Annotated in this window: 24 protein-coding genes; 11 read left to right on the forward strand and 13 right to left on the reverse strand. The window is 47.0% G+C overall.

All coding sequences use genetic code 11. The features are described from left to right. Positions 1-246: 246 nt before the first annotated feature. Positions 247-2,118, reverse strand: coding sequence for a methyl-accepting chemotaxis protein (locus ACZ5R2_RS09505; protein ID WP_464902020.1), 1,872 nt, complete (start codon positions 2,116-2,118; stop codon positions 247-249). 347 nt (positions 2,119-2,465) lie between these two features. Between ACZ5R2_RS09505 and ACZ5R2_RS09510 the strand changes: the two genes are divergently transcribed. Continuing rightward, complete coding sequence (locus ACZ5R2_RS09510; protein ID WP_464919407.1) at positions 2,466-2,864, forward strand: hypothetical protein; 399 nt, start codon at positions 2,466-2,468, stop codon at positions 2,862-2,864. 16 nt (positions 2,865-2,880) lie between these two features. Here ACZ5R2_RS09510 and ACZ5R2_RS09515 read toward each other — a convergent pair whose 3' ends face one another. Then, entirely contained in the window at positions 2,881-3,315 is a 435-nt protein-coding gene (locus ACZ5R2_RS09515) for a DUF3429 domain-containing protein (RefSeq protein ID WP_464902022.1), read from the reverse strand. Between the two features lie 290 nt (positions 3,316-3,605). Beyond that, a complete protein-coding gene (locus ACZ5R2_RS09520) occupies positions 3,606-4,502 on the reverse strand; it encodes a helix-turn-helix transcriptional regulator (protein WP_464902023.1) in 897 nt (298 codons plus the stop codon). Positions 4,503-4,655: 153 nt separating this feature from the next. On the opposite strand from ACZ5R2_RS09520, the gene ACZ5R2_RS09525 reads away from it, so the two are divergent. The 4 genes from ACZ5R2_RS09525 (at position 4,656) to ACZ5R2_RS09540 (ending at position 6,675) form a co-directional block, all read left to right on the forward strand. Next, positions 4,656-5,615, forward strand: a complete 960-nt coding sequence (locus ACZ5R2_RS09525) for an alpha/beta hydrolase (protein WP_464902024.1) — start codon at positions 4,656-4,658, stop codon at positions 5,613-5,615. A gap of 24 nt (positions 5,616-5,639) precedes the next feature. Continuing rightward, positions 5,640-5,948, forward strand: a complete 309-nt coding sequence (locus ACZ5R2_RS09530; protein WP_464902025.1) for a hypothetical protein — start codon at positions 5,640-5,642, stop codon at positions 5,946-5,948. Beyond that, a complete protein-coding gene (locus ACZ5R2_RS09535) occupies positions 5,945-6,211 on the forward strand; it encodes a hypothetical protein (protein ID WP_464902026.1) in 267 nt (88 codons plus the stop codon). Before ACZ5R2_RS09530 ends, ACZ5R2_RS09535 begins: the two co-directional genes overlap by 4 nt. Positions 6,212-6,411: 200 nt before the next feature. Next, positions 6,412-6,675 carry a hypothetical protein gene (locus ACZ5R2_RS09540; RefSeq protein ID WP_464902027.1) on the forward strand — a complete coding sequence of 88 codons (264 nt, stop codon included), beginning with the start codon at positions 6,412-6,414 and terminating at the stop codon, positions 6,673-6,675. Positions 6,676-6,761: 86 nt separating this feature from the next. On the opposite strand, the gene ACZ5R2_RS09545 is transcribed toward ACZ5R2_RS09540, so the two are convergent. Together ACZ5R2_RS09545 and ACZ5R2_RS09550 are read right to left on the reverse strand one after the other, a co-directional pair. Next, positions 6,762-6,998 (reverse strand): hypothetical protein, encoded by a 237-nt coding sequence (locus tag ACZ5R2_RS09545; RefSeq protein ID WP_464902028.1) that lies wholly within the window; start codon positions 6,996-6,998, stop codon positions 6,762-6,764. 183 nt (positions 6,999-7,181) lie between these two features. Then, positions 7,182-7,541: an antibiotic biosynthesis monooxygenase family protein gene (locus ACZ5R2_RS09550; RefSeq protein ID WP_464902029.1), complete on the reverse strand. Its 360-nt coding sequence runs from the start codon at positions 7,539-7,541 to the stop codon at positions 7,182-7,184. A 338-nt stretch (positions 7,542-7,879) separates the two neighbouring features. On the opposite strand from ACZ5R2_RS09550, the gene ACZ5R2_RS09555 reads away from it, so the two are divergent. Together ACZ5R2_RS09555 and ACZ5R2_RS09560 are read left to right on the forward strand one after the other, a co-directional pair. Next, a complete protein-coding gene (locus tag ACZ5R2_RS09555) occupies positions 7,880-8,548 on the forward strand; it encodes a YiaD family glycine zipper/OmpA-like lipoprotein (protein WP_464902030.1) in 669 nt (222 codons plus the stop codon). Between the two features lie 303 nt (positions 8,549-8,851). Next, the gene (locus tag ACZ5R2_RS09560) at positions 8,852-10,402 is read left to right on the forward strand and encodes a glutamate synthase-related protein (protein WP_464902031.1); all 1,551 of its coding nucleotides are present in this window, start codon (positions 8,852-8,854) and stop codon (positions 10,400-10,402) included. Between the two features lie 13 nt (positions 10,403-10,415). Here the strand turns inward: ACZ5R2_RS09560 and ACZ5R2_RS09565 are convergent, their stop codons facing one another. From ACZ5R2_RS09565 to ACZ5R2_RS09575, 3 genes are all read right to left on the reverse strand, one after another. Next, the gene (locus ACZ5R2_RS09565; RefSeq protein WP_464902032.1) at positions 10,416-10,994 is read right to left on the reverse strand and encodes a dioxygenase family protein; all 579 of its coding nucleotides are present in this window, start codon (positions 10,992-10,994) and stop codon (positions 10,416-10,418) included. Between the two features lie 112 nt (positions 10,995-11,106). After that, positions 11,107-12,597 carry an FMN-binding glutamate synthase family protein gene (locus ACZ5R2_RS09570; protein WP_464902033.1) on the reverse strand — a complete coding sequence of 497 codons (1,491 nt, stop codon included), beginning with the start codon at positions 12,595-12,597 and terminating at the stop codon, positions 11,107-11,109. A 220-nt stretch (positions 12,598-12,817) separates the two neighbouring features. Then, complete coding sequence (locus tag ACZ5R2_RS09575; protein ID WP_464899841.1) at positions 12,818-13,939, reverse strand: ISAs1 family transposase; 1,122 nt, start codon at positions 13,937-13,939, stop codon at positions 12,818-12,820. A 104-nt stretch (positions 13,940-14,043) separates the two neighbouring features. Here ACZ5R2_RS09575 and ACZ5R2_RS09580 point away from each other — a divergent pair, with 104 nt between their 5' ends. Further along, entirely contained in the window at positions 14,044-14,586 is a 543-nt protein-coding gene (locus tag ACZ5R2_RS09580; RefSeq protein ID WP_464919408.1) for a C40 family peptidase, read from the forward strand. Between the two features lie 14 nt (positions 14,587-14,600). Here ACZ5R2_RS09580 and ACZ5R2_RS09585 read toward each other — a convergent pair whose 3' ends face one another. Beyond that, positions 14,601-15,062, reverse strand: a complete 462-nt coding sequence (locus ACZ5R2_RS09585; protein ID WP_464902035.1) for a tellurite resistance TerB family protein — start codon at positions 15,060-15,062, stop codon at positions 14,601-14,603. A 407-nt stretch (positions 15,063-15,469) separates the two neighbouring features. On the opposite strand from ACZ5R2_RS09585, the gene ACZ5R2_RS09590 reads away from it, so the two are divergent. Next, positions 15,470-16,000 carry a glycine zipper 2TM domain-containing protein gene (locus ACZ5R2_RS09590; RefSeq protein WP_464902036.1) on the forward strand — a complete coding sequence of 177 codons (531 nt, stop codon included), beginning with the start codon at positions 15,470-15,472 and terminating at the stop codon, positions 15,998-16,000. Between the two features lie 119 nt (positions 16,001-16,119). On the opposite strand, the gene ACZ5R2_RS09595 is transcribed toward ACZ5R2_RS09590, so the two are convergent. The 3 genes from ACZ5R2_RS09595 to ACZ5R2_RS09605 form a co-directional block, all read right to left on the reverse strand. Then, entirely contained in the window at positions 16,120-17,145 is a 1,026-nt protein-coding gene (locus tag ACZ5R2_RS09595; protein ID WP_464902037.1) for an OmpA family protein, read from the reverse strand. A gap of 11 nt (positions 17,146-17,156) precedes the next feature. Continuing rightward, entirely contained in the window at positions 17,157-17,903 is a 747-nt protein-coding gene (locus ACZ5R2_RS09600) for a fimbrial biogenesis chaperone (RefSeq protein ID WP_464902038.1), read from the reverse strand. 404 nt (positions 17,904-18,307) lie between these two features. After that, complete coding sequence (locus ACZ5R2_RS09605; protein WP_464902039.1) at positions 18,308-18,736, reverse strand: fimbrial protein; 429 nt, start codon at positions 18,734-18,736, stop codon at positions 18,308-18,310. A gap of 290 nt (positions 18,737-19,026) precedes the next feature. On the opposite strand from ACZ5R2_RS09605, the gene ACZ5R2_RS09610 reads away from it, so the two are divergent. After that, positions 19,027-19,944, forward strand: a complete 918-nt coding sequence (locus ACZ5R2_RS09610; RefSeq protein ID WP_464902040.1) for a LysR family transcriptional regulator — start codon at positions 19,027-19,029, stop codon at positions 19,942-19,944. A 138-nt stretch (positions 19,945-20,082) separates the two neighbouring features. Here the strand turns inward: ACZ5R2_RS09610 and ACZ5R2_RS09615 are convergent, their stop codons facing one another. Further along, on the reverse strand, positions 20,083-22,923 hold the full coding sequence (locus ACZ5R2_RS09615; protein ID WP_464902041.1) for an FAD-binding and (Fe-S)-binding domain-containing protein: 2,841 nt from the start codon (positions 22,921-22,923) through the stop codon (positions 20,083-20,085). A gap of 485 nt (positions 22,924-23,408) precedes the next feature. Between ACZ5R2_RS09615 and ACZ5R2_RS09620 the strand changes: the two genes are divergently transcribed. Then, a complete protein-coding gene (locus ACZ5R2_RS09620; protein WP_464902042.1) occupies positions 23,409-24,257 on the forward strand; it encodes an ion transporter in 849 nt (282 codons plus the stop codon). Positions 24,258-24,277 lie beyond the last annotated feature (20 nt).

The following is a 24,277-nucleotide window of genomic DNA, read 5'->3' on the forward strand; positions in this document are numbered from 1 at the left end:
AAGTTCTCAGTCGATCATCAAAACCCAAGAGCAGGGACCGCCCTCGGTAGCAGGACTCATACAGTGTAAGCGTTTATTGATGACTGATCAGGCTTCTAGTTGTCATGACTGTCCAATTAGCCATTTATGACTGTCTAATAAGCTATTTTAATAACTGCTCTGTGTCTTTATCCCAACTTAAATTAAGGAGAAAAACCAAAGCCTGAAACCAGGCTTTGGAGTGCAGATATTGCTTCAGGACTATGCTTACACAATAAACTTGTCCAAAGCTTGATGCTGTACGTCAATCGTATCAGCTTGCTGCTTCATCAAGTGACGGGCCGATTCGGCAGCTTGGGCAACATCTTCTGAGTGTGATTGAATGGTTAGGGCGTTGTAGTTGATCTCCTTTGCTACCTCACTCTGTTCATTGGCAGCGGTCGCGATTTGATTATTCATTGAGGAAATCTCTGCAATAGAGCTTTGAATGCGTTGCAGGGCGTGATTGGTTTGCATCGCATGCTCGACAGTTTCATCGGCAACTTTTCGACTGGCAGCCATGGAGGCACTCACTGATTGGGAGCTACTGTGGAGTTGTTCGATCATCATATGGATCTCAGTGGTCGACTCTTGGGTGCGATTAGCCAGGCTGCGTACTTCATCTGATACTACAGCAAATCCACGACCATATTCACCAGCTCGGGCGGCTTCTATTGCTGCGTTAAGTGCCAGAAGATTGGTTTGATCAGCAATCTCATTAATAACCTGCAGGACCTTCTCAATATCGACGATAGCAGTATCAAGGCTCTTCACTTCTTGCTCCGTCAACTCAATATTACTCGAAAGACTGTTGATTGACGACATGCTTTGGCTGACTACCGAAACACAACTTTTGGCATCTACATCCGCTTGATGCGCGGCTGACGAGGTATCTTTGGCGCTCTGTGCCACTTGATTGGCAGCGACTGACATCTGCTCGATGGCAGACGCCAGTTTGGTTAGTTCACTTAGCTGACCTTGTGTTGCCTCAACCGATTGGTCGGCACTGCTCACTGTCGAGTGAGTTGCCTGAGTTAACGTTTGGAATACTTGCTTTGACTGTCTAATTTGATTTTGCAACTGAGTGACGAAGGCGTTGAAGTTGATAGCCAGCGATGCGAACTCTGGATCTGAGCGAGTACCCAACCGCTTGGTCAGATCGGCCTGACCAGAAGCGACATCTTGTAGCGCCTCATCAAGTTCACTAATTGGCCGCATCAGCAGGTTGAGGGTCAAACCCAATGCTATGATAGAGAAAAGGACACCCAGAACGGTATATAACAGAGCATTTGCTTGTAGCTCACCAATCGATGAGAGGGCCAATTGCTTATCCACCAGAGCGGCAACATACCATGTTTCGCCCGGCACATGCTCAAAGCTCAATAGGTAGTCCTTGCCGTCTAAAGTATAAGTATTAAGGCCTGGGGTAATCGCTACGCCAGAGAGATATTCCGACATTGATTGACCATTGTACTGGCGATTCGGGTGGGCAATGGTCGTCCCATCTTCGGCAACGACAAACAGATAACCTGTGTTTAGGAAGTTAACTTGATTAGTGACTTCGGCTAGGATGCCCAAATCAACATCGAACAGCGTCACGCCAATGAGTTCATTGTTACGATGAACTGGATTAGCAATCGAAACCACCATTGAATCAATCAAATCATCATAGTAGGGGTCGGTAATGATCTGTTGCTGCTGTTGTTTGGCTTCTTGATACCAGGGGCGGTGTCGAGGTTCATAATCGGCACCGGGTGCCCATTCGGGATCATTTTCGAGCATCTTCCCATTTATTTCATAGCCAAGGCCTGCGACAACAAAATTTTGTAGGATTTGTGGCTGCTCAAGCAGGGTTGTGATGTAGAACTCGTTGTCCGGGTCAAACTCAATTGACTCGGTAACCACATGTGCAAAGGAGCGCTTATAGTTTATTTCTGTGGCTACGTTGCTACTTGCACTGGCAACCAGCTCGTTGATGCTTGAGTTGACCAAGGACTCCATCTCAGCTCGGACCTTTGTCACTTGGTGAAAAGATAACAAGGAGACGATAACGATCATGATTGCTGACGATGCAGCAATGACTTTGTACTTAAATTTCATAACAACCAAACGATAAACAGAGAAAAGAAAACATCAAAATAGAGTAAAAAATCTAATAGTATACTACTGACTGTGTGATTTATCACACCAATGATTGAACTAACAATATGATTTGTAAGCAATTGTAATTGAGATGACATTTGGGGTGGTCAGTTGCTGGCAGAGGACGTTGTCTGATGGCCCACTTGTGGCTCATAACCCCAAAATGTTGGTTGTGGTCTGACTTGTGTTGCCAACAGTGTTGTTAGTTAAGCTTGGTCAATAAAGCGACATCTAACCTTCACCGTAAATTTATCTTCACGCTGTACTATTTATTGATTGAATACTTTCAAATGGAACGTGATCCAATGAACATAGCGCAAGACGAAGCCATATTTTGCAGTGGGGTGAGTTTCTCGATGTTGCCTAGTGCGGTGCAACACCAGTTTAGCTTGATCAATGAAAAGTTAAACCTGACGCAAGATTCCCCTGCGTGCTTGGTCATTCTTCCTGCTAAAGCTGGCGTAGTGGGTGGAAGGTTGCGTCCTTACATTATCGGCGTGGCTGTAAGTAAAGAGGTCACCCATGAGCGAGTTTGCTCAATGGCCAATGAACTTGGTGTTCACGTCGTGTTTGGTGATCAGCGCCACTCCAAAGCCCGTTTTGCAATGGAAAACATTGGGCTCATCTATGATTTTCGCCTTCGAGACCACTTGGTACTGCAACTGGCGGTAGTGTGTGATGAGCGGATGTCGACAAAAACCTAACGCGCGTATCGCTAAATTAGTGAGGTAAGACCCGCGTGTGTGTTAACCACAGGGCGAAAATAACCACACCGTGGGAAAGAACCACCCCTGTGGTCAGTAGGTAGCGCATTTTCATATAAGCCTCTTGGTCAAGCTTAGGTTCACACAGTACATTGGCAATATGTGCTATCACGAGCCCAATCAAAACCAGTACGGGGTTGTGTAGGCTTAAGATACTTAGTGCTATAACAAAAAGTGTGACGAGGTTAGACATGAGTAGTACTGTCTTGCGCTCAGTTTGTAATGTGACAACGCGACCCCAGTTGGCGCCAGCCATAAAAATCGCGATAGCGCCGCTGTAGATAAAAAATGTATACAGGTAGGCGAGTGAAGCAGCCCCGTTAGAAACTAAAATCACTATGGGTAGGAGCAAAAAGGGCACGAGACCCATGTATCCGAGGAACGTTTTCATACTCTGTCTTACGTTATCTGCAATTGGGCGATCTGTTCGAAGTCGTTTGCTTGTGAATGTTAAGCATAGCTGAGTTAATGAACTCATCGCCATTTTGATAGGCCTTGATTCTTACATGACTGTCCTGATTCTTACATGACTGTCCGATTACTCATGATTACTCAGCTATCCACTAGTCATTGCGATTACTCATGATTACTCAGCTATCCACTAGTCATTGCGTTTAGTCATGATTAGTCAGTTATGAGTGTCCAAATTAACTTCCAAATTAACTTGAGTGTCCAAATTAGCTAAAGCTTTGAGATCTGCTTGATGTATTGACCGGGGGTTAGGCCGAACTGTGCTTTGAAAGTACGGGTGAAGTGGGATTGGTCGTTGAAGCCTAATTGCAGGGCGGTCATGGCGATATTAGCTTTTGGAGTGGCGAGCATTGCTTTGGCTTGTGTGAGGCGTTTAGTCAGCAAGTATTGGTAGGGTGTCACGCCAAGTAGTTTTTTAAACTCGCGCAGAAAGTAAAATTTGCTGCATCCGAGTAATTCGGCAAGATCGTCAATCGCAATCTGCTGATCGATGTAGTGGTCGACTTTGCTGAGTTGATTGTGATCGAATTTAGAGTTGCTAGTCTGATTATTTAATAAGTCAAAGTAGTTTGAATAGTTGATGACATAATGGTTAGCGATCAGGGACAGCAAGTGTTCGAGATAGACCCTACCGTTACGGCCGAGGTTTTTCGCCTCGAGCAAGAATAGCTCGATGATGGCCTTGATGGTTTCATCGATGACGTTGTAGTTGGTGAGAAACTGCAGTCCCATGCTGTCAATGTTGAGTGGGCAGTGAGATAACAGCGTTTGCTTTTCAATCGCTAAAATCACAAAGTAACAAGGCTCTGAGATATGGTGAGTAAATGGCGTTTCAGGTGGATTAATCCAGATATTACCGGGATTGGTCTTCAGGTCGGTCGCGCCGTCTTGAGTTTCAATCTGCCAGTTTAACTCGTGCTCAAGCGCGAGTGCGAAGTAGAAGTACGGTGTATAAACATTGTTAGGATAAAAGTTCGGTGATTGGCCTTTCTCTAACACCACTCCATCCCAGTCTAGCTTCCGCACTGAAAAGTCGATCTCCAGGACCTCACCACAATCAGAGGGCTGACGACTCTCGAATTGATAAAACTTCAGGTCTGAGCGCATCCTATCGTCCTCAAAATTCATTTGGTATCAACTCACAAAGTAGTGAATGCAATATAGTGCAAAACTTCAAGCACGAATGTGCAATTTTTTCTCCGCGTTGTTGGCTAATCTAACCTTAGTTTAAGCAAATCCACAGCTAAGTTTGGAGGGATTATGTATCAGCATAGCAAAATACTCGCCTTAGCTTGTTTGGTATTGACTGCCAATACACAAGCGATCCAAAGCCTAAACAATAAGGAGATCAATACCATGCAATATATCCAGCTTAGTACCCAAGTGGGTCAACTCGCCGCTAATCTGTATTTGCCGCAAGGGGTCGATTACCCACCCGTGGTAATTGTGATGGGAGCATGGACTACGGTAAAAGAGCAGATGCCAGCAACTTATGCTCAAGCCCTTAGTGAGAAAGGTTATGCAGCGGTGACATTTGATTTTAGCGGGTGGGGCAGCTCTGACGATGAAATCAAATATCTCGAAGATCCCGTGCGTAAAACGGCTGATATCAAAGCTGTCATCGAAGCGGTCCGTACTTTGCCGCAAGTGGATGGTAGCCGTATCGCTGGCCTTGGTATTTGTGCGTCAGCAGGCTATATGCTCGATGCAGCCAGTGGAAACGATGGTATCCGCTTAGTCGCTGTGGTGGCGCCCTGGTTACACGATAAGGCGGTGGCGAGAGAGATTTATGGTGGAGATGAAGCTACTGCAGGCCTCTTGGCTGCTGCCCAGCAAGCAGAGCAAGCCGCTCAGCCGAGCTATATTGAAGCGGCGAGCCTGACCAACGAGCAGGCCCTGATGTACCAAGCTCCTTACTACACTGAGCCTGAACGCGGATTTATCGCGCAATATGACAATCAATTTAACATCGCCTCTTGGACAGGTTGGTTGAATTATGACGCCTTGTCTGGTGCGGCCAATCAAGATAAGCCAGTACTGATGGTAGCCTCACCTGCGATGGCACTGCCCGCGGGCGCCAAGCGCTATTTGCAAAGCTCGGGTGACAATGTCACTTTGGTGTGGCTTGACGACATTACGCAGTTTGATTTTTATGATCAACCTGATGCTGTTGGGCGAGCCGTCGATGCCGTGAGTGCGCATTTTGCCACATCCTTGTAGGAGCTTTTCTTATAGGAGTAAGTGATGAAACGTCTGCTATTTATTTTAATGACATTCGGAGTGATGACGATGCCAGTCTCTGCCCAAACCATAAGTCGTGATAACGCTGAGGTATCCAGTGTTGTAAACAGCTTTGCGACCCTAGCCGACCAAGGTGCATTTGAATACTTGGGACGCTTGTTCACCCCCGCAGTCATGCTGGATTATACATCTCTATTTGCTGGCGAGGACACAGGTAAGCCGCGAGGCCTTGATGACGCAGTGGGCAGGTTTCTTGCCTGGGTTCGATATCACCTATCATCAACTGGGGGATATGACGGTCAAACTGGATGACGGTCAAACTGGACACCCATAAAGCCAAGGTGCTGGTGGATGTCACCGCCGCTCATTGGTTGGACGAGCAATTCTGGCAGATCAAGGGTGTGTATGATTTTGAGCTAGTTAACAATACGCAAGGTTGGCAAATCAACTCGGTTGTGTTGACCGTGTCAGAGGAGTCGGGAAGTCGCGCTATCCTTGAGAAGGCGCCCGTTCGAGCAGGGGATAATCATAGCCAACGGCAAGCCCGCCTGCTGCCAGTCGTGATTGATCACTGATCGGTTGAGATTGTTTGCCGCGCTACTCACCCCTGGTGAGTTGAGCGGCAACGTGCTCGCGATGTTGGCGGACAAAATCAACAAAGCACTTCGATTTTAACGGCATATCAGAACGTTGTGGATAAAGCAGATGTAGGGGCGTGGCGGGCTTATTCCAATCGGACAATAGAGGTATCAGTCGACCATCTTGCAGTGAGGGCTTGAGTAAACTAATTGGCAAAATAAGCATTCTTTCACAGGCAATGGGTAAACCGATTGAATATATCGCCGTGAGCAGACAGACTGCGATTGATGGTATGAAAGCCGCAGGTGTGGATGACTGGTTAGCCGAGCAGTTGGGTGAAATCTTAGATTGGTTCGCACAAGGACATTATGCTTACGTGACTAATGATGTTGAGGCTGTGCTCGGTCGTCCTGCTCGTCGGTTTGAGGCGTTTGCGGATGAGTTCGCCAACCTAATCTAGCGGACGGGAAAAATTCAGTACTGACAAAAGTTACATAGCTGATAGCCCACTCTCTGCCGACTATGTCACTTAGCGCTGAAAAATAACTACTGCAAAATAATGGATGCTTCAAGTAGGTGATAAGCGTGGTCAAGCAGTTGTGGTGCTTGGTGGGCGATTTGTGCATACCTATCGTCAATCGAGTCAACCTTGACCATTGCGTTAAGTGTCGCCACCAAGACCTCAGGTCGATCACTGATCATATCCTTGAGTGTATTCAGCTCTATATCGTTAACCCGCTCAACCTTGGTGATTGCTGAGTTAATCATCTCTACTGTAATCATGCCACGCTGTTCCCTGTTGCCAACGTCATCTTAAATCTTTGTTACTTATATCAATTCTATATTGAAACTTGCTCACAAAAATATGATCGTAGTCATGTTTAACTCTAAGCAACAACAGGGTGTGCAGTTAAGGTAATGGAATGACAAACCGTAAAATTAGCAGGTAGGCTAACCGACTCGCTGTTATTTAGAGTAGTATTTAATTGTCATGCTATCGGTATCAATATGCTCTAGAAAAGGCTCTGCCGATGCGGCGTCCATAAAACTTAGTGCCGATGCTTCGGCATCGTCTAGCGATTCCCAATAAACGATGATCAACCATTGGCCATCATTTGCGATAGCCGTTTCTCGCGCCAAAAAACCTGGCTGATTGGCGAGGTGGTCGGTTTCTACCGTTTTGTCCAATGGGCGAAATTCATCAAAATTGACATCCTCCTGTAGATAGAAAGTGACGACCTCGATCACGTTAGCCGCCACGTTGCTACTTAAGGCAAATGGGGAGATTGTTAAGAGAGACTGAGTGAGCTTGGTTGTGGTTCGCATAAGTGCTTCTCTTGCGTCAAGATAATTGCCTAGACTATAGTCGATTAAGTAAAGAGCGCGTGATCAGATAGAGGTCGTTGAAGATATCGCAAGTTTTAATTCAGTTGTGTCTCATCCTCAAGGCTGACGCGACATTTTCGCCGCTCAAGGCGGCTAAAATCGTGTTAAATTTCCTCGACTAAGTCAAATCAACGGCGTTTTTTTACCAACATCTAACAACAATCTAAGTTGTTGAGCTAATTTATAAGCAAGGATTGTGAGACATAGACAACAGGTTTTATGAACGCCAAGTGTCACAATCATTTTCAAATTTATAAGTATTACGCAGTGAGGATTGAATGAAAAAAACAATGACCCTAGGGATAGCAGCGCTCATGTTAGTTGGTTGTCAAGCGACACAACGTCAAAATGCCACCACTGGTGAGATGGAAACCAACTCAACGACGAAAGGCGCGATCATTGGTGCAACCTCCGGTGCTGTGATTGGTATGATCACAGGCGATAGTTCAAAAGAGCGTCGTAAGCGTGCCCTGATTGGCGCTGCCGCCGGTGGTGCTGTGGGTGCGGGTGTAGGCAACTACTTTGACAAACAAGAGGCGGCCCTGCGTCAGGAGCTAGTTAACTCGGGTGTTCAAGTCAAGCGTGTTGGCGAGGATCAACTGGTGTTAGTGATGGAAAATGGCATTGGTTTTGAGACCAACTCTTACGCGCTTGATCCTACGATCTACAACAGCTTAAATGGGGTCGCGCGTATCCTCGTCGAGTATCCGGATACCGTTTTGCTGATTGAAGGTCATACCGACAGCACAGGTAGCGCAAGCTATAACCAACAACTCTCTCAGCAGCGTGCAGACTCCGTCCGTGCCTATCTAGGGGCGCAAAAGGTTGCTTCAACACGACTAAATACTCAAGGAATGGGTGAGACAAGTCCTGTCTGTGATAACAGCACTGAGCAAGGTCGTCGCTGTAACCGTCGTGTAGAAATTAATATTTTCCCTGTAAATTAATCGATTAGTACAGTGAGGCCATATTGGCCTCACTCAATCTTCAATATACTCAAATAGCGAGTATTCAGGTTTGGCTTTTGTCATCTTCCCCACATGACTCGGCTCTAAATGACAGCGCTTATATCAGCGTTAAGAACAAGGCTCATTCTCCAGTACACTTCGTGAAACCACAGATTTCTCAGCTTAATAGGGGGGCAGGGCACAAGTGTGCATAGTTCAATGCCTTTCAATGACATGGCGACGACAAGCAAGGATTCCTTTCCTACTCTTTAAAGAGAATTGATGCCCTAAAGGGAGGAAGCGATGAGCAAGCCAGTGATAGCCGACAATAAACCGATTAAAGTCGAGTTGACCAAAGATCAGGAGTATTACTTTTGTACTTGTGGCCGTTCTAAAAACCAGCCTTTTTGTGATGGCTCCCATGCAGGGAGCGAGTTTAAGCCGCAGCGCTGCATTGCTGAAGAAAGCGGGGATGCGTATTTATGTCGTTGTAAGCACACCTTGAACTCTCCTTTCTGTGATGGCTCACATAAGCAGTTTTCTGACCAACAGGTGGGTAGCGAGGGCCCGGGCGTGCAAATTCAATCTGCGCTTGACCAAGCGCCGACGTCGACTGCAACCGTTGAGGAGCCAACGGTTGAGTTTATCCATCAACTGGCAAGAGAAGGGCTTTCTAAACTGGGTCATCATGGTCCCATGACATCAATGGGGGTGCCGCGACACCTACTGCCACAATGGGACGATCTGCAGATCATGGTAGCGCAAATGGCAAAGCAGCCATTACAAGAAGAGGTATCAGTGGCGACTGAGCTGATCATTGGCCCTAAAGCCAAGAAACCACTTAAGCTTGATATACCCTTGCTGGTGTCTGATATGAGTTTTGGTGCGCTCTCTGAGGAAGCCAAGACCGCCCTAGCTAAGGGGGCAGAGCTTGCAGGGACCGGGATCTGCTCAGGGGAGGGTGGAATGCTCCCCGAAGAGCAAGCGGCAAACTCGCGCTATTTTTATGAGCTGGCCAGTGCCGGTTTTGGCTATCAGGAGAGTAAGCTCAAGCAAGTGCAAGCCTTCCATTTCAAAGGTGGGCAGGGGGCGAAAACCGGAACAGGTGGTCATTTACCAGGCAATAAAAATATTGGTAAAATTGCCGAGGTGAGAGGTATTGCTGAGGGCACTGCAGCCATTTCACCGCCGACATTCAAAGACTTGCACAGTGCAAAAGACTTTCGTACCTTCGCCGATCGCGTCCGTGAAGTGACTGGCGGGATCCCAATTGGTTTTAAACTCAGTGCCAACCACATTGAAGAGGACATTCAGTTCGCTTTGGATGCGAGCGCCGATTACATCATCTTAGATGGGCGTGGTGGCGGTACGGGGGCAGCGCCGGTGATGTTTCGCGATCACATTAGTGTACCAACCATACCAGCACTGGCTCGGGCGCGTGCTTATCTCGATAAGCAAGGTGTAAGCGGCGAGGTGACACTGATCATAACTGGAGGTCTGCGTGTACCGACTGACTTTATTAAGGCCATGGCACTCGGCGCAGATGGTGTTGCCATTTCTAACAGCGCGATGCAATCGATAGGCTGTGTGGCGGCGCGAATGTGTAATACCAATAACTGCCCAGCAGGCATCGCAACGCAAAAAGCCGATTTGCGTCAAAGACTAAATGTCGAAAAATCTTCACAGCAACTGGCGAACTTCTTTAATGCCTCGGTCGAGCTGATGCAAGTGATGGCTAGAGCTTGTGGTCATACCCACCTTAGTCAGTTTAATCACCACGACCTCGCGACTTGGCATCGTGATATGGCTTACCTGTCCGGGGTTCGCTACGCAGGCGTGCAGCCACTGGATTAAGGCAATGCCAAAGCTAGGTAGCAACCACAAAGCTAAATCGAGCGTCGAGATGACCGTCGGGTCTCTCGACCGGCGCGATTTGTAACTGCGATCGCTCAGAGCCTCCCCACCATTCATTGCCCGTGTTACCTTTAAGATACAGCTGGGTAGTGAGAAGCTCTGTGGTATCTTGCCAGAGCTTGACATGGATGTGGGGCGGGCGGCGATTATATGGAACGGGATAGATAGTGGTGAAGCGAAACTGCCCGTTAGAATCGGTTAGTAAAGCGCCAAAGCCCCGGAAGGCGGAATCGAAGCGCGCGACATTGGACTGGCGCGGGTGTTGGTAAAGCCCCTGCGCATCACATTGCCAGATCTCAATGCGAATCCCTGACATGGGTTGGCCGTGGCTACCGAGCACGTCACCGGATAGCTCGAGCACTTGTCCAAGAATGTGTTGCTTGTCACGAATGAGGTTAGATTTAAGGGGAATGTCCACTACAGGGTAGAAAGGCCCCTCAGCCTGACTGGGGGTAGCCGCGCGTGCCGCTCCAAGGGTAAAGGGCCAGACCAAGGCAACTGAGGGGATGAGGATAAAATGTCGGCGTTGCATATCTGCTCTCCTTTGCCAGTTTTGCTTATCTCAGACTGCCTTTGGACTTGAATAATGACTGGGGTTCAAGTCAGTCTTTGTCCAATAGTCACTTAGCTTGTTTGCGAATCACTCAGCGCATCTCACGTAAGTGTGAGTACATTTCATCAAGTGAAACCGATAATCCATTGTCTTTGACAATCCGCACGTGCTGTTTGGTGATCTGGCGGATATCACTCACGCCACAAGAGTGGGCTATCACCCCTAGGCCGTAATGAATGTACTTATTATAGTTGGCAACGCGCTGCTTTTTGTCTTCGACGTTAAGCCCCTCTTGCAAACGAGGGTTATGGGTGGTGATCCCGGTCGGACAGGTATCCTTGTTGCATTGCAAAGCCTGAATGCAGCCAAGGGCGAACATATGCCCACGGGCAGAGGTGATAAAGTCAGCGCCTAGCGCCAATGCCCAAGCGACCTTAGAGGGTGTGATCAACTTGCCTGACGCAATCAGTTTAATTCGCTCACCAAGGCCAAATTGCTCTCGCAATGAAGCGACTAAAGGTAGGCTCTCTTTGAGCGGCAACCCCATGTAGTCCATCAGAGGTTGGGGCGCCGCACCAGTGCCCCCATCGCAGCTGTCGATGGTGACAAAATCTGGCGCGCTATCATTGCCGCGAAGATTGATTTCAGCAAACAGATCGGCAATCCAGCTTGATGAGCCAATCACACATTTAAACCCAACCGGCTTACCCGTGACCTCTCTGACCCGTGCAATCATATCCAGCAGATCGCCCACTGAGCGTATTTCCCGGTGCCCATTGGGGCTAATCGAGTCACTCCCCTCTGGGATGCCACGGATTTTAGCAATCTCGGCGGTGACCTTACGCCCAGGCAACATTCCGCCTTTACCGGGCTTGGCGCCTTGGCTCATCTTAATTTCAAACATTTTTACCTGATCGTGTGCGGCGATCTCACGCAACTTATCGTCGTCAAGCATACCATCGCCATCGCGTACGCCGTATTTTGCGGTGCCGATTTGAAATACAATGTCCGCGCCTCCCTCAAGGTGATAGGGGCTCAAGCCACCCTCACCGGTATTCATCCAGCATCCCGCGATTTTTGCGCCATGGGAGAGGGCCAATACCGCGGGCTTGGAAATCGCGCCATAGCTCATACCTGAAATGTTAAACAGCGATTTCGTCGCATAAGGTACGCGACACCCTTGACCAATCACTTGCTCCTCAGGGTCAACGGCATCCTCCGCCAGGGTGGGAAACGGGCAATTGAGAAACATCACGGTGCCGCTCTGCTCTAGATTGCGGGTAGAGCCAAAAGCGATGGTTCGATCAACATCCTTGGCAGCCTTATAAACCCAACTGCGCTCAGCGCGATTAAAAGGCATCTCTTCGCGATCCATGGCAAAAAAATATTGGCGGAAAAACTCACCTTGTTTTTCAAAGAAATAACGGAAGCGGCCAATCACGGGGTAATTGCGTCGTATTGTGTGCTTGGTTTGACGTTTGTCGATAAAGTACATGACCACAAGTGCCAGTAGGCCAACACCAATCACGAACAGCAACAGGCTAGACAAAAACTCAAGACTGCTTAGTAGTGCACCACCCATCGTAAACCCTCCTGTACCCCATCTAATGTTTGCTCGGTGTATTCATTTAAAGACCTATCTCGAAAGACCCTAATATAGGTTGAAATCTTTCATTGGCAATTGGTGTGTGAGCAATCTGCGGCTACGCTTTTAATAAGCTAAGTCACTTAGTGACTGTGTTAAATTAGAAGCTTAGTGGATTTTCGACAGGGGGCAGCGATCAGGGCGACCGCATGAGTGTCTAGTTTTTCACCGCCAGATTAAAACCAGCACTTAATACCGCCTCTAGCATGGCTGTATTCATCATGCATCGCTTTTGTTTCCCAACAATGCTCAACTTGGTTGGCTCTGCACGGAGCATATTCAAGCTCATATGGCGTAAGCAAGACAGATTCTCTGCGCCGTTCTCTTTGTATATCTGACACGCGTCTTCATTCATACTCACATCAAGCACCCAATGCATTGACTCTATACCCCAATGTTCTCTGACTGCTGTCGCTGCTTGCTCGGCGCTAAGCTCTTTGGAGCTGATGTAGTAACGATACTCTAGGCCTATTGCTTTTCCTTTCTCAAAGCGGAAGTTTTCAACCATAACAATGCTCTTCAAGCCTTTCCAACGAGAGAAGTTACCTTCAAGTTTGGCACTGTCAAATACATAGCATTGGCGAGACTCTATACGCCCATGCCCGTCTTCAAGCACAATGTCTTCTGCCACATTTGCTCGCTCAGTGGAGAACGCTTTTTCTATCGCTTGTCGAAGTTTTCCTTGGTTACACTTCACTGCAAGCAAGTAGTCGCCTCCTTGTTCTACAATGACTTTGGCTATCTTGGTTTGACAGGCCATTGCATCAATGGTGACGAGAGCCCCCTTGATATCGAGCATCTTTATCAGCTCTGGGATTGCCGTTATTTCATTGCTTTTTTGCTCGGTTTTTAGCTGTCCCAATACGAGCTTATTTGATGAGGCATAGGCGCTGATCATGTGAATAGTGCTTGCTCTGTCTTCGCGATTGTAGGAGCCGCGAAGCGTTTTGCCATCTATCGCAACGACTTGGCCGTCGGTGAGTGTATGTATCGACGATATCCAGCTAACAAAGCACTTATGGAATTGCTCGGGCTCTATCGTAGATATTATGCGGGCAATCGTGTCATCGGCAGGAATACCATTCAAAAAGAGGTCATTGCGTTTAAACCAATCGTGGTGTCCGAGAATGTACTCACGAATATCAAACCAGCCCTTTGCACCGGCAATCACGGCACATAGCGAGCCAAAAAGAACTTCAAACAAGCAGTAAGTTACCTTTGCTCCTTGGCGTTGGTCGGTCATCGTTTGGAAATGTTCTTTGAAGTGGTCAATGTGCATCGTATGCTCCCTAAAAAGGGAGTATATGATCACAGGTAGATGTGATCGTCAAATCGATCGTTATTTTGATTATAAAACGTTCACGATCTCACCCTGGGGCAGCGATGAAGGTATTCAAGGGGCAAAATACCTACTTGGGGTTAATCAGAACATTGGGTATCTTTTGCCTGATACTGTTTGTCAGTGGTTGTGCCTCCAATAGCCAGCAGCCATCAAATAACCCCGAGCCCGACGCTCGTCCAACTTCAGCAGAAGTGATGATTGCTTATGCTCGCTCACTAATAGGCACCGAGTACCAGTGGGGAGGCAGCAGCCCGAAGGGGTTTGATTGTTCTGGCTATATACACTACGTCTACCGTCATTTTGGGGTTGAAGTGCCAAGGACCACCGCCCAGTATGAGTCACTGTATAAGAACAAAGTGAATTTGTCGCAGGCGCGTAAAGGCGACCTGATCATCTTTACGGGAACCGATAGCCGCGTGCGCAAACCTGGGCACGCGGGTATCATCAGTGAGGTGTCTGATGGAGAACTGCACTTTGTCCACAGCTCGTCATCGAAAAAACACTTTGGCGTGACTGAGACGGACTTCTACGACAGCGGTTACCCTAAGCGTTTTTTAGCCATTGTTCGCGTGACTTCACTCTAGGAGACGCCTAGCACCTAGTTTGGCTTGTAGTCATCTTGTGTGACGGATAACTTGGCACGAATAAACTCGCTGTGGTCAACGTATAAAAGCTCGGCGGTTTTGCGGATCACCGCGTCCTCCAATGGATCTATCTCGCCATCGGCGTTAGCGACTTGCCACATCGCCTTGATCAGCTCAAATCTTGTTGCCTGACTGAGCTCACGCAGCTGGTTGGTAAACTCATATAATGATGCAGAGTTTTTTACCGCGCTCTCTGCCTGTAGCAATAGTTCATCGACCTCAATAGGGGCAAGTTCAAGTAGCGTGCCTAGTAGATGCTGCTTGGCGGCCTGCTCTTGTGGATCAATTTGGTTATCAGCGCCAGCGACCTCTGTGAGTAAACACGCGATAGCCAGATTGGGGTTACTCAAAGGCGTCTGTGAGAGATCTTGTCCGTCGAGTAATTGTTTAAACAGAGAAGTGATAGCGTTAAACATAACAAACCTTAATCATTGATCTGTACCTGGATATAGATACGTGGTGAAGGACAAAAGTTCCCAACTTATGTCATTTGATTAGCTTTGATTTATCGGACTGGTCGTTGAACTTAAGTAGATTTACTATCGAATGTGATAATGATCAATAAATGAGTTGAGAACTATCAGTATGCTGTTCTTTAAGTTCAAAACTCAATAATAACGTTGGACTTGGCTAGGTGGCCCCTCAATGATTTGAGGGGCTTTTCTTTTTGGGCTAGAGGTGAGTAACCTAGCCTCAGCCTTTTGAAAGTATCTCTGCCTGTCTTTTCCTAACCATATGATGACAAAACGCTAATCTTGCGATGATGAATGGCTTGGGGCAGTTGCTAGAATGCGCGCATCGAAAAGATTCAATCGAGGCTATTATGAAAATCAAGACTATCGTTCTGGCAATGACTGCCGTGACTGTACTAAGCGCATGTAAACAAGAAGAGCAAGTTGTTGAAGTCGCCGAACCTAAAGAAGCTAACATCACTTTGGTAGAAGCAGTTACTGAGCAAGTAAGTACACCTCATGAGGTTTGCCAAGATGTGGTTGTCACAGAGCAGGTAGCGCCTAAGGATGAGAACAAACTGCTTGGTACGGTCGGTGGTGCGGCAGCAGGTGCTGCACTGGGCAACCAAGTCGGTGGTGGTAAAGGTAAAGTTGTGGCGACAGCTGCAGGTACGGTGGCTGGCGCTGTTGCTGGGCGCAAGATCCAAGAGAATGCACAGCAAAATAATACGGTGACACATGTCGAAACAGAGTGCACGACCGAATACACAACATCGAGCCAAGTGGTTGGCTATGATGTTACCTACGAAGTGATGGGCACACCTCTAACGGTACGTCTAAATAACAAGCCAGAGGGCAACTCTTTCCCTATCGAAGATGGTAACGTGATCCTGCCTGAGTAATCGAAGAATGGATTTATCTACGACCGTCGTGCCTCAGAGCACGGCGGTCGTCGTTTTTTGTGGGTGTGAATATGCAACGTGAATATCGCGTTTGGGATGATCTAATCAACTTATCTTCGTTACTTTCCGGTGATTTTTATCGTAACCACTCGAGCTTGCGGTTCGTGAGGTTGCTCCTCGTCAAGCATTTGCAGTTGATAAGTCGTTTGAATGTGCTCCTTCGCAATGCCGAGTTTATCTAGATAACTCGTGACTTGATCAGCGCGTTGTTGGGCAAGAGCTTGGTTATGTTCGACGTAACGAGAGTATGAGTCTGCACCGCCGATAACCTCAATTTGATACTGATCCATTTGACCTAGTTTTTCGACGATATCGTCGAACAAGGTCAGCATCTGAGGGCTAAATTTCGCAGAGTCATAGTCGAACTCGCCACTGGTGAAATCAATTTTGAAAATGGTCGGCGCTGGCTTAGGTGCCTCTTTCTCAGCGACCGTTTTCTCGGCAGAAAAGACTTGAGCCTCAACTTGAGCAGGCTCTATCAATCGCTGGCTTGTTTTTGATTCTGGGAAGTTAATCACGAGTGAGAGTAGCCACTGATCGAGTTTTTTACTGACTTTTTGTTGGTAAGTCGGACTTTGATAGTCAAAATCTAATATTTGCTCATAATTAAGCTGAAACTGCACGTGCTCATTGACGTAGTAATCAGCACCCACTGTGAGTAATGGGCTGACCGAGTTGGTATCACCGCTGGAGTTGAGTAGGGGTGAATCAAGTGTTGAGCGATAAAAATAAGCCCCTGCACCGGCGTTCAATCCAATATCACGCCAGCGAACAATAGGCACTCGACCGATCAGGTCGACACCATCGGCTTTAAAGTCATCCCCATCTCGGTAGCCGCGATAGCCAAGCTCAGCGGAGACACCACCAAAGTGCTTACCAGCACCAAAACGTAGTGCAGTGATGGAGTTATCATCAAAGTAGCGATCGCGTGAGATCTCGGCTTGTCCACCGCCACCAAATAGATAGAAACCGGACAAGTCGAAGTCGGAACTCAACTCATCTGCGTTAGCCATAGTTGCACAGACCAGACTGGGCACAACCAAAGACAAACGGGCGAACTGACGAAAATTATTGTGTGTTTTCATTTATCTTTCCTTTATAAGTAAGAAATGGAATAGACCAACAGCCCTTCAAAAGGACCGGGTTGGACGGGGGTATAATCGGTGGAGTAGAGCGTTGCTTGATAGCGTTGGACATCTCTTGGACCAACGACTTCAAAGCCTTGGCCAATCGGCTCGTTAAGCGTAACCGGATTACTTTGATCGTCGTTTAGTTTGATGCCAATGCCCTCGATTCGCTCTCCACAGCGATTGTAAAGTGGTACATATTCGTTGTTGGTGTGGTCGCGAATGTTCTGAAAAACACCGCGAACTTTGACACTCGGACAGTCGCCACTGGCGTACTCGGTATTGGTAAGATTGATCTGTAAAGGTTGGTTGATACCGTGCGATACACTATCAGTGGTGACTGTCTCGCCGTAGTTGTTGATAAATGCAATTTGATAGCTTTTGTCTTGCGTAAGTTGAACCTCAATCAGTGAGTACGGCTCGAGCATCGCCGGCTGAAAACCTTCTGCCAACTCGCCGTCATTTTGCATAATTGACAGGACAGTTACGTGAAAAGAGGTGTCATTGATAAGTTGCTGCCCCTGTTGATAACACTGGATGGAGAGACCGTTTGCAACGGTGAGAGCAACCTCTTTGATGCGACTGGAGCGAGCAAGGTGTTGTCTAGGGACGAAGATATCTACTCGACCCTCATTGATATTTGTCTCTAATTTGTTAAACGGTATGTCAGTAAAGTTGTAGCAGTCATCTCCGGAAATTATCGTATTGTGATACATCGCATAAGCGTCACAGTTTATTGGTATGAAATCCTGTGATTCCTGTGTGAGGAAAACTTCAGAGTCTCTTATATGTAATTTATCAGCAGACAAAGACGTTTGGTTAAAGATGTCGAAATTGCAATTCTCATCTTTGACGAAATTAGGGTTGCGCGCCGTCTCAAGACCGATAGACATGTTTGAGTTAATGAAATAGCTATTGAATCCATCACAAGATATATGATGTGAAATTGGCAATGCTAATATTAGAATAATCAATAGCACGTTACATCCTTAGATAAGTACTTAACTGACAGTGTGTAAACTAGAAGCTGTGAGCTTTATACCTAATACATCTCATAGTGCTAGATAGTAATTTATCAGTGTCTTCTATCATCCTTTTAGCGTTCAATTTATATAGAGAGTTATAGGTATTCGACACGTAGTAGAGCCCGAGACTCAGCACTACCCGCTTTTACTGTTTCAGAAGTCGATTCATACGCAGCCGAGAAGTACACAATATTAGTGCCATTTACTGGACTTACGCTGTCGGTTGTCGTTCCATTATCGATAGGTTTGCCCCCGTGTAGGGTACGAACCCCAATACACTCTGTACCATCAAATAGCTCTGGCTTGTCAAGCGCAGCGCGATTACCCATAGAAGTAATTAGGTGCGCAGGATACTGACCAAGTTGTAAGGTTTGATCCATATTATCAATTGAAAGGCCACAGGCAGCGCTGACGATTTCACCCTTAAGGTTGACTTGAGCTTCGCTATAGTCACCAGCGATGACTGTTGCGCTAAGTAGAGAAAGCGCTGAGATAGCCATGATTATATTGGTTTTTTTAAGCATAATTATTCTCTGTTATACAAACTATGGTTGTTATTGAGTTAATTGAAGCTTAAATAATTACAAATTAGTAATTATCTGACGTTGAAAATATTCGCTTACTGATTTTGTGAACACTAAAACTAACAACCAATGAATTGTTGACCAATCTGAAGGGTGAATCAAAATAGGAACCTATAAAATTTATTTATACTTGAAGTAGGCATTGATAGATTATAGATTCTATTGCAGTGGATTGGTTAGTTACGATATGGTTGATAGCCAGATTAAGGCTGGGAAATTGAGGGTGATTTATGTTGAGTATAGAGTCTATAAATACATTTGTCACTGCGGCAGAAAGTAAATCATTTAGTGCTGCTGCGAAGAAAATTGGCTGCTCACAAGCGGCGGTTAGTACGGCCATACTCAATCTAGAAATTGATTTAAATACCACGCTGTTTGATCGCTCGAATAAATACCCGTTGTTAACCCTCAGTGGTAAGCAGCTTCTATGCCATGCGCGAGAAATGCTAGGTGTCTATAACGATTTTGTATTCAAAACTACCAATATTGATAAAGCGGTCATGAGTGATGTTGTGATTGGTATCGACCCAACACTGCAGTTTGGGGCGTTTATGAACGGGGTTTATGATTTCCTTGTTTTGCATAATGGCATGCACGCAAACATTATCCAGCGAGGCTCAGGCGAGTTGATCAATCTTCTGACTCAGGGTGAGATTGATGTTGCGATTGGTGTATTCCAATCCGCCGAAATTGACAATGCTATTCAAATCAAACTTGGTTCGATACAAGGAGAGTGGGTCGCTAATCCAAAGTTCTTCGAGGTGGATCAGTTAATGCTGCATAGCAAGCTTGCGACCACGACGTTAATGACGCCAGCCAATATCAATGAGACCCACCTGCAAGAGTTGCAGTATTGCCAACGTCATATTGAGGTTGAGTCAATGAACAGTCTTGTCACTTTTGCCACACAAGGGCTTGGGGTTGCCTATCTGCCCAGTGACTTGGCCAAGTCTTGGATAGAGCAAGGGACATTGGTTAAGGTCATGTCATTTGTTAACCGCGAAAACCAAGACCAGTGGAGCGTAAATTTAGCAGTGGATATAGCGCACGTCGCCAAGGCCCCGATTGTCGATCTTTTCCGTGCCTATGCGGTGGATTTCGATAAAACTTATCCGCTTAATTTGTTGCAATGGGCACGCTCGGACTAGGGGCGAGTGCTTTAGGAGGCGGGTTCACTTCGTTCCAAGATGCGAGTCGTTTCTGGGTTATTGTTTGTGCATCAGGCAACTTTACAGTTGATTTTGTGGTACGACAACGATGATATCACAGCCTTGTAAGTTGACGGTTCAGCGCACGGGTTTTGATACCTCGTCGACCAAATACAAGATGGATTGATAAGGGACGCCACTGTGGTGGGACAGTCCTATTTCACAGGTACGACTATTACTGAACCCTCGCTTGCAGTCGTTAGGGACTTGTGCCTTAAGTGATTGAACGGCAGCGGCATTGAGCTCGGGGGTGGTAAAACCCTTGTCTCCCGCCCAGCCACAACATTGAATATGTTCAGGTACGATCACTTTGCTGGCACATCGCTTGGCAAGTTGGAGCATATCTTTGTCAATCCCCATTCTCTGGCTGCTACAGGTGATATGCAGCATGACCGTCTCGTCAACGGGCGTTATCTCCAGGTGCTCGAGTACAAACTGGTTAATGAAGCCTGTTGGCTCATGGATAGTCAAAGGTAGAGTAAATTTCTCGATGCTGATTTTAGTGCATGGGCTGGTATCGATCAGGGTTGGGTAGAGGCCTTGCTCGGTCGCCTGCCACAAGGCCTGTTCGAGTTGCTGTGATTTTTGTTCAGCGATTTCTGACATTCCTTTGCTCTCATAGGGCATGCCACAGCATAGCTCATTGAGGCTGTTTGGAATAATAATCTGATAACCGGCTTTATTGAGCAGTGATAATGTCACTTCGGTGAGCGACCTTTGGTCTTGAGCATTGCTTTGTTGACCCATATTGCGGCTTGCGCAAGAGGGAAGATAAACCACCTTTTTCGTTTGTGTGGGTTGATTACTTACCCATTTCTCAATGTTGAAGTTATTGGCCTGTGGGATCTCCGCCAGCCACTGAGGTGTGGCTCCTCGGGTTAGTTTACGCGCGCTGTCAGAGAGTGTTTGCAGTACGTTTTCGCCCAATACCTTAACCGCGAGTTGGTTAGACTTGAGACCTGTGCGAGCGATCGCGGTGGTGGCGGTAAAGTGATCCGCTGTCCAACGGGCAATGGGAGTAAACTTTGTGTATCTCGAACTACGCAGGTTTTTAACCAAATCACCAGTGTTAATCCCGACCGGGCAACGCTCGGCACATAAACCGGTTGCGGCGCAGGTATCTAGGCCCTGATACTCAAACACTTGACCAAGCTCACTGGTATCAGGCGTCTCACCGTTTGCACGCTGGCGCTGCAACTCCCGATACAGAACAATACGTTGACGCGGGGTAAGGGTAAGGCTGCGTGATGGACACACTGGCTCACAAAATCCACACTCGATGCAGCGGTCGATAAGCGTATCTGCGGCGGGCATAGGTTTTAGATTGTCGATGTGAGCGCTAGGACTGTCATTGATGATCACACCAGGGTTGAGCAGTCCTTGTGGATCAAACAGCGCCTTGATTTTTTGCATCAATGCGTAACCGCTTTTACCCCACTCCAGTTCGACATACGGTGCCATGTTGCGCCCAGTGCCGTGCTCAGCTTTGAGTGAGCCTTGATATTTCACCGCAACCAGTTGTGCAACATCATCCATAAAGTCCCCGTAGCGCTGGATCTCATTTGCAGACTCAAAGCCTTGGGTAAAGACAAAGTGCAGGTTGCCCTCAAGTGCATGTCCAAAAATAATCGCTTCATGGTAGTGATATTTGTCGAACAGAGCCTGTAGATCGCGCACTCCATTAGCCAAATTATCAACCGGGAAGGCAACATCCTCAATAATTACCGTGGTGCCAACTTGGCGAACCGCGCCCACCGCAGGGAACATACCCTTGCGGATCCCCCATAGTGTGGCAATTGTCTCTGGTTGAGTAGTAAAAGGTATTGATTTGATGATGGTATATTCGGTCAGTGATTGGATGATTTGCTGGCACTGATTCTCTACGTCAGCTTGGGTGCTCGCGTGTGTCTCAATCAATAGCGCAGCAGCCTCTAAATCAAGCTGCTCGATAAAGCTTGGCATACCAGGCTTATCCGCCACCGAGTACATTGCACGGCCATCCATTAATTCTACTGCCGCGACAGGGGTGTAGGATAAGGTGCTGACGGCACGGCTGGCCTCTTCGATATCCCCAAAGACCAGCAGCGCAGATGCCTTATATTGATATTCAACCACTGTGTTGTAGGTGATTTCAGCAATAAAGCCCAGCGTTCCCTCAGAGCCAATCATCAGATGCTCGATTACTTCAATAGGGTCTTGGTAATCAACCAAGGCATTGAGTGCATAGCCGGTGGTGTTCTTGAGCCGGTACTTGTGGCGTATGCGCTCGGTTAGGGTTTTGTTGGCACGGGTTTGTTTGCACAAGGATTGAATTCCTTCGAGAAGCTCAGGCCGTTGGCGCCGAAAGGTGTCGATACTCTCCTGGCTGGCAGTATCGAGCAGAGTACCATCACTGAAAACGATCTTCATACTGTCCACTGTGCGATAGGAGTTTTGCGCGGTGCCACAACACATACCGCTAGCATTATTGGCCGCTATACCTCCAATTTTACAGGTGTTGATCGAGGCAGGGTCTGGCCCGATCTTGCGCTGATAAGGGGCAAGATATTTGTTAGCATCGGCGCCAATGACGCCAGGCTGTAGAGTGATTTTATTGCCTTGGTCTAATATCTGATGACCCCGCCAATCATCGCTGAGGGTGATCAAAACAGAATCTGACACCGCTTGACCCGATAAACTGGTGCCGGCCGCACGAAACGTAAAGTGAATGCCAAGCTCGCGACAGCATTGGATAGTGAACACAACTTCTGAGAGGTCACAAAGGCGTAGGACGATTTTTGGGACTAGACGGTAAAAGCTGGCATCGGTGCCGTAGGCGAGGCATTGAGCTTGTTGGGTGATGATGCGGTCGGCATCAATGTGCTTTGCTAGTCTTTGCTCTAGCTGTTGGTAGGTGGCGGGGAGAATACTTGTAGCCATTAAGTAAGTCCTTTTTTCCTGCAATACGCACTTGCACGTGTATTGGTAGGTCTGTCCTTTATAAACCTAGCGCTTGTATGTCGTTGATTGAACCATTCGAAATGTTCGTAATGTCTATTGTTATTATAGAAAAAGGAAAGGCTGGTTGAGCGGCAAAAATCGCAAAATCAATACAGAGTAGCGAATTCTTGTCCATTTGCTCAAACAGGTTATTAAACCAATGGTAAGGTTGATATTAACTGGTTGACCTATTTGCATGGTAATTTGAGAGCGAAACTAAGCTGTCTAGTCAGCTAAACGATGAAAAAGCCAATCTATGCAGTTCTCGCCAGTATGATTATTGGCTGGCTAGCGTTGGCCGGTCGGATGCTACACCAAAGCATTGGGTATATAAGCCGAAAAATCAATTATTTGCTAAGTATGTCCTTCTATACTTGATTGATAAACCAAGCAAAAGGTTATCTCTAAGTAAAGGACTTACAACTATGCCCTCTTCATTGCAAGCTAGATTATCAGCAATTAACAATAACAAGTACTTCCAAGCCTTCACCGTGATGGTGATCATATTGGCTGCATTGACCATTGGTGCTAAGACCTTTGAGCTTCCTCACGAAGTGATAACCACGCTTTATTGGTTAGATCAGGCAATCTTGCTGTTTTTTCTGGTCGAAATCATCATCAAGTTTGTCTCGTACCCGAATAAAGTCGACTTCTTTAAAAATGGCTGGAACCTGTTTGATCTGCTGATTGTGATTGGCAGTTTAATTCCAGCGGGTGGGCAAGGTGTGCTCATCGCCCGTCTCTTGCGGGTGTTTCGTGTTTTGAGACTGGTATCTGCAGTCCCTCAGCTTAAGTTGCTGATAAACGCCTTGTTCAAAGCGATTCCAAAGATGGGCTACATTGGCGTGTTAATGTTTATCATCTTCTACATTTATGCCGTAGTTGGCAGCCTGATATTCTCAAAAATCAACTCAGTACTGTGGGGGGATGTCTCGATCTCGATGCTGACGCTGTTTCGCATTGCTACCTTCGAAGACTGGACTGATGTCATGTACGAGACAATGTCAGTGTATCCAATGAGTTGGCTATTTTACCTGACGTTTATTTTCCTAACGGCGTTTGTCTTTCTCAACATGATGATAGGAGTGGTGATCGAGACGATGACCGAGGAGCATGCATTAGCAGAACAGGAAAAAGAGCAAGAGATGCCGTTGATTTCAGCGAATCGTGAGTCGAGACAAATTGTTGCCACTTATCAACAGGTGGAGCAGTTGCAACAGCAACTGACGGAGATAAAAGCGCTGCTTGAGGCAAATCGCCAATCCAAACAATAGGCTAGGAGCTATATCGTGGC

It is taken from the genome of Vibrio sabulosilitoris (genome assembly GCF_055391395.1).